The 6,072-nt window shown below is 46.1% G+C and carries 4 protein-coding genes, 1 tRNA gene and 2 pseudogenes; 1 reads left to right on the top strand and 6 read right to left on the bottom strand.

All coding sequences use genetic code 11. The features are described from left to right. The 3 genes and pseudogenes from O9295_RS25940 to O9295_RS25930 all read right to left on the bottom strand — a co-directional run. Positions 1 to 213 (bottom strand): annotated as a pseudogene (locus O9295_RS25940) (IS1/IS1595 family N-terminal zinc-binding domain-containing protein); the annotation flags it as partial. A 112-nt stretch (positions 214 to 325) separates the two neighbouring features. Further along, positions 326 to 913: pseudogene (locus tag O9295_RS25935) on the bottom strand (RRXRR domain-containing protein); the annotation flags it as partial. A gap of 322 nt (positions 914 to 1,235) precedes the next feature. Next, positions 1,236 to 2,090 (bottom strand): cyanophycinase, encoded by an 855-nt coding sequence (locus O9295_RS25930; RefSeq protein ID WP_061433142.1) that lies wholly within the window; start codon positions 2,088 to 2,090, stop codon positions 1,236 to 1,238. Between the two features lie 373 nt (positions 2,091 to 2,463). On the opposite strand from O9295_RS25930, the gene trmD reads away from it, so the two are divergent. After that, on the top strand, positions 2,464 to 3,159 hold the full coding sequence (gene trmD, locus O9295_RS25925) for a tRNA (guanosine(37)-N1)-methyltransferase TrmD (RefSeq protein ID WP_288036162.1): 696 nt from the start codon (positions 2,464 to 2,466) through the stop codon (positions 3,157 to 3,159). Between the two features lie 24 nt (positions 3,160 to 3,183). Here trmD and O9295_RS25920 read toward each other — a convergent pair whose 3' ends face one another. The 3 genes from O9295_RS25920 to O9295_RS25910 all read right to left on the bottom strand — a co-directional run bounded on the left by O9295_RS25920 (position 3,184) and on the right by O9295_RS25910 (position 5,947). Next, the gene (locus O9295_RS25920; protein WP_288036161.1) at positions 3,184 to 4,680 is read right to left on the bottom strand and encodes a serine/threonine-protein kinase; all 1,497 of its coding nucleotides are present in this window, start codon (positions 4,678 to 4,680) and stop codon (positions 3,184 to 3,186) included. A gap of 117 nt (positions 4,681 to 4,797) precedes the next feature. Further along, positions 4,798 to 4,869 (bottom strand) — tRNA-Gly (locus tag O9295_RS25915). Positions 4,870 to 4,879: 10 nt separating this feature from the next. Next, positions 4,880 to 5,947: an acyl-CoA dehydrogenase family protein gene (locus O9295_RS25910; RefSeq protein WP_288036160.1), complete on the bottom strand. Its 1,068-nt coding sequence runs from the start codon at positions 5,945 to 5,947 to the stop codon at positions 4,880 to 4,882. Positions 5,948 to 6,072: the final 125 nt, after the last annotated feature.

Below are 6,072 nucleotides of genomic sequence, written 5' to 3'. Positions count from 1 at the left end.
GTTTTATTAGTGGGATTGATCACAAACTGACGACCACATTCTTTACCTTGACGTTTGGGTTTTCCATTATGAATAGAACCATTCTTGATAGTATGGTGAGAACCACAATTAGGACAGGGGAATAGAGGTGAAGGGGGTACTTTGTTCGGTGCTAGACTGATATTTGAGTAAGCCAGACAGGAGCCAGAAAAAGATATTTATCAGAAAAGTCATGATCAAGCTAGAGGTTTAAAGACTGATTGGGTTCCAATTATTTTTATTCATAAATATTTGACACAATTCATACCAGGTAAGCAAGAGGGCTACGCCACTACTACCAAATCATTACCGCCCATTTTTGTCCGACCATAACCGACGAGAAACCTTTTCCAGACTTAGCTCCTTTTCTACCAGAAGTTAGATCAATATCGGCTTTGATGTACTCAAAGTAAATATCGGTAATTGGATAGATTTTGGTTAGTTCGGAAACGACTCGAAGTTCAAGTTGACGATTAGCTCTAATTGAGGGAGCTAATTTTCCTTGTCTTCTATTTGAGAATCGTTTTTGTCGATGCGCTCTTAGATTAAAAGAAAGTTGGCGGTTAATCCGTCTTTTTCTACGTCCTCTTCGCATTAACCGTCTATTATCCAGGCGCTCTCTTACTCGTTTAAAAGGAAGTTCTAAGTGAGCCTTCCAAAGAGTAAAAAGAGAGGATTGAACGCCAATTCCAGAGAATAATTTACCCAGGTCAATACCAATAGCGATCGGTTGGGTTTTACTATCGGAAGGTTCATCGATTAGCTGGACATAGAAAATATCTAAATCGTTGAATTTACCGATAGCTTTTCCTTCTTTAATCCACCGTCTGGCACGACTGGGTTTGGTGGGCATTAACGGTTTTCCCTCTTTTGAGATAACAGGAACTCTTGGCATGGAGATAATCCTTAAGAGTAAAGTTAAAGTCCCTTACCGCAACACAATCAAGATGTCTTGTCTAACAACGCTTTACCAATAAAGCTTAGAGAGAATCCGAACTAGGGAAGCATTCGGAGGTCTAGGCCAGATTGTGTCTCGATGCGGTAGTCTCTACTTGCGTCGCCTAAATTGGTTTAGGCAAGCCCCGTCCCTTTTAGGGCGGGGTTAGTGACGATATAGCTGGTGTTCGCTGTTGAGAAGCACAAAGAAGCCGTTGTTTATTGTCTGGTTTTCCGAGATTGGTAAACTGTTCACTATGAACAGTTTTTCAGGAGTTTTTTTACCCCAATTTAGCGATCACTTGCTGTTTTTTGAGATGATAGCCATCCCCGTAGGCAAGAATATGTACCCGCAGATTATGCAGACTCAGGGGTTCGTTAGCGGTGACGTGATGGTGGTTGGTGTGGGACATTGCCCTGGCATCAATTACCGTCACTGTACCGCAGCCGATTACCGTCATCGTGCCATCCCGTTCAAACATAGCGCAGGTATCCTCATCGATGCCAATTCCTAAACGTTCGGGATAACCGGAGATAGCGCTCATTAACCGGGCCATGCGGTTGCGATTGTGGAAGTGTTGATCGACAATGACTTCAGGAATGAGACCTAATCCCATGGCCATATCCACTAGGGCGCGATTGGGTGCTTCCCCGCTGCTGCCCCCAGCAATCATGTGATGACCCATAACGGCGGCCCCGGCGCTAGTTCCGGCCAGGGTTAGTTCTCCCTGTTGCACTCTTTGTCTGATTCTTTCCATCAGGGGGGTATCGGAGAGCAAACCGCATAAACGCAGCTGGTCGCCTCCGGTCATAAATACACCTGTACATTCTTCGATGTAGGCTTGAAATTGGGGGTCTTCTCCCTGTACACGATCGCGAATATCGATAACTTTGACGTATTTTGCCCCCATTTCCTCGAAAATCTTCTGATAGCGATCGCCGATTAAAACCGGTTCTCTGGAAGCGGAGGGAACAATAGCGATCACTGCTTCGCTACCCCCGGCGCGATTCCAAAAGGTGTGCAGTATCTCTTTACCGTGGACTTTATCCTCGGCACCACCAATGACTAAAATCGCCGTTTTGAGAGATATGGGGGTAGGATTTTCGTGGTGTTGGGTTTCTAGCTCGATGATCATGTCACTGAACGAATAGACATTTTTAGGGATGGAAGGTTTTTCGGGAAGATGGACAAGTATTTTAATGTTATTTTCCCTGAACGGTTGACGGAAAAAAATGCGGTTTAGGAATATTTTTCGGGACATCAAGCAATAGTAGAGGCGATTTTAGCAATTTTCTTCGATCCACTGGCAATGACGGACTGTTAGTTAACTTTAATTCTAGGCTAGACTTCGATCACTCAAGCTAGAGCCAGAAAAACCCCTAGACAGTACAGCATAGTCTATCATGTTATCGAGATAGACTAGCGCCAAATTAGCAAGATTTTAACCGATCGAACCGTGACAAAATGATACATTAAACACTATCCCAGTCTAGGCCTTAATTTTCCCCGTGCAGTTTGACATTATTACTCTCTTTCCCGATTTTTTTACTTCACCGCTGCAGTCGGGGTTGTTGGCAAAAGCTCTCGAACGCGACATCGCTAGGGTAAATTTGGTCAATCTCCGGGATTTTGCCCACGATAAACACCGTCGTGTCGATGATGAACCCTACGGTGGTGGTGTGGGAATGTTATTAAAACCAGAGCCAATTTTTGAGGCGATCGAGTCTTTAGCAATTTTACCACCCCGGGAGATCGTGCTGATGACTCCCCAGGGGGAACCTCTCCATCAAGCTTTACTGAAAACTTGGGCCGGTAGTTATCAGCAGTTAATTCTCATCTGCGGGCATTATGAAGGGGTAGATGAGCGGGTTTGTGAGCATTTGGTGACTAGAGAGGTATCTTTAGGGGATTTTGTCCTAACTTGTGGGGAAATCCCTGCTTTAGCGATTATTAACGGGGTGACGCGGTTGTTACCTGGGACGGTAGGTAAGGCAGAATCGTTGAAATTGGAGAGTTTTGAGGCAGGTTTATTGGATTATCCCCAATATACCCGGCCGCCGGTCTTTCGCGGTTGGCAAGTGCCGCCGGTTTTGCGATCGGGTAATCATCAGGATATCGCTGATTGGCGCTATCAACAACAACTCGATCGCACGAAGGAACGTCGTCCAGATCTCTGGCAAAAATGGCTAGAGGAACAGGATTAATCCCCCAAAATGCTGGCTCGCTGCCTACAATTTCAGGTGATTAAGGGCTAAATTCCGTTGTTGGAGAGCGAATTGATGGCTAGGCTCTAGTTGTAGGGTTTGGTTAAAAGAAACCACTGCTTCCGAGAAACATTTTAACTTGTAGAGACAACAACCCCGTTGATACCATGCCTCAGCCTTTTGGGATTGTAACTGTAAAGCCTTATTATAAGCGGCGACCGCTTCACTGAGTCGTTCTAATTCCCGTAAAGCTTCGCCTTTACTAAACCAAACATTAGCATCGGATTTAATGGCCAGGGCCTGATTATAAGCCGCTAGACCTTCGGCATAACGTTGCATCCGACAGAAAATCATGCCTTTGTAATGCCATGCTTCCAGATAATCTGGCTGCAGTTGAATCGCCTTATCCAAAGATGCGATTGCGGCGCTGATTTGTCGTAAATTAGCTAAAGCGATGCCGCGATAAAACCAAGCCCGAGCATTATTAGTCTCTAATTGAATTACCTGATTAAAAGACCCTAAAGCTTCAGGAAAACGCCCTAATCGTTGCAAGGCCAGACCGCGATTATACCAAGCATTGACAAAATTGGGCTTTTTCCGCAGGGACTGTTGATACAATTGAACTGCTTCGCGATGCTGCCCCAAATCGAGATGCGCGTTACCGCGATAAAACAACTCCTCTGCTGAAATTTCCCGCACTAAAGCTTGTTGCTGACGCAATTGCAGTAACTCTTTTATGGCATCTAAAACTTCTGCTGCCGAGGGAAAGCGTTGGCGCCAGTCATAACGGGTCATTTTATCGATAATAACTGCTAGATCATCTCTAACATCGGCCTGATCGCGCCAAGCGATTTCTCCGGTTTCGGCATCTTCGGGAAATTGCGTCGGTTTGAGACCAGTCAAGGCTTGAATAGCGATGATTCCCACGGCATAGACATCGCTAGACAATCGCGGTTTATTTTGCGCCTGTTCACTAGGCATATAACCAGGGGTGCCAATCCCAATGGACACACTGGTCTGTTTTGCTTTTAGCCATTGAGTCCCCACTTGTTTGACTCCGCCAAAGTCGATTAAAACTAGCTTGCCCTCTTGGCGACGGATAATATTATGGGGTTTGATATCTCGGTGAATAATATTATTTTGATGGACAAAAGCGAGAACTTCCAAGATATCTTTTAATAACTGAATTACCTGACTCTCTTCTAAACGCTTACCCTTAGAGATTTCCTGACTAAGATCGTGACCATCGATAAATTCTTGAACGATATAAAAAGACTTATTTTCCTGAAAACTGGCGAAAAATTGCGGTATTTGAGGATGATGGCCGAGTTTTTCTAAAGCTCTGGCCTCACTCTCAAATAATCCTATAGTAACTTCGTTAACCACTTGGGTGATTAACTGTTTGACCACACATTGAGGACGGCCGGGGCGATAGTTATCTTGGGCTAAAAAAGTTTGACCGAAAGCCCCTTGACTTAGAGGTTTAATAACTTGGTAACGTCCCCCGATAATTAGTTTCATGGTAGCGGATTATCTTTACCCTAGGGCAGCTTGACGGGACGGTTAACAGCCAAAGGGGTTAACTTGCTCATGCCCATCTTGCCAGTTAATTGATATATTACATCAATTGTCGTCAGAAGCGGGTAACGCGACTCGAACGCGCGACATTCACCTTGGGAAGGTGACGTTCTACCACTGAACTATACCCGCAAAAGTCTCCCTAATCATAGCATTGACCCCCCAGCCAGAGCAACTGCCCTAGGCTGTTTTCCATCACCGCGCCAGTTTGTCCAGAAACGCTAAACTGTAAAGCTTCCCGATAGACTCGCCCCGCTGGATGATCAATAATATTCGCCGCCCCACCGGAGGCAATCACTGCCCCTTGAGCGCATTGTAGAGCCAAATTAATCGCCCGACCGCGCCAGTGCAATTTGTCGGCAAAACTGGCCTGGTGGGAATTTAACATTTTTTCTTGACAGGACAGTAGGGCTTTTTCTAGCTGTTGATGGGCATTTTTTAGGCTTTCTAGCCGCTTTTGTCGATAAACCCCAAAAATAACATCTAAGCCCGCCCAAGCACAGCCAAGGGCATGAAAACCGTGATGGAGAACATTTTTTTGATCGCTGGCCTCGATCGCCGCCGCCGGTTGTAAACTAACAATAAAATCCCTTGACAAAAAGTAGTCTTGTATGGTAAGGCTCACCGTATTAGTCCCACTCATCGATAATAATGTCATGGGGGGACTGCATTGCAGACCGGGGAGATACTGCAGCGGTAAAAGACCGTACAGCGATCGCCCGTCTGGGAGGGTCGCCCCGATGATAAAATCTTCAAAAAAGCCCCATCCCGTCACCCAGGGGACCTGTCCACAGAGTTGATAGCCGCCGGCCACGGGAAACGCTTTCATCATCGGTTCCCCCGGACGACGTAGTTGCGAAAACCCGACCCCCACTAGCTTTTCGCCCCGGGCCATTTTGGGGAGATAAAGCTTTTTCAGGTCTTGGTTACTGCTGGTGGCTAATTGATTAGCGGCGCTTTGGTGTTGGGTTTGCAGAAAAGTCAAAGCACCGGAATAACGAGCGCCGAGGATTTGGAATTGTCGATAGGTGCGTTCGTCCCATCCCGCACCCCCCCATTCTCCCGGAACACGCAAAGCCAATAAACAGCGATCGCCCATACCCTGTAAAGCTAATTGTAGGGCGCTAGGGTCGCGATCGATCCGGGCTGCTTGCGGGGCGATCCTATTCTGAAAATAATCCCTAGCCATCTCCAGTAAACCATCCCTCATCGAAAATTTGGGTCTGAAACCCCGTCGTTCTACGACGGCTTTACTGTTAAATATTAGCACATTTACGAAATATATGCTAAAATGTGAGACATGGAAAAAGCCTATTCGTTTCGATTTTACCCCAC

This window comes from Microcystis sp. LE18-22.4A (assembly GCF_027531105.1).
GTDB classification, from domain to species: domain Bacteria; phylum Cyanobacteriota; class Cyanobacteriia; order Cyanobacteriales; family Microcystaceae; genus Microcystis; species Microcystis aeruginosa.
The sequence above is the reverse complement of the archived record's forward strand: the minus strand, read 5'-3'. Positions and strand labels throughout refer to the sequence as shown.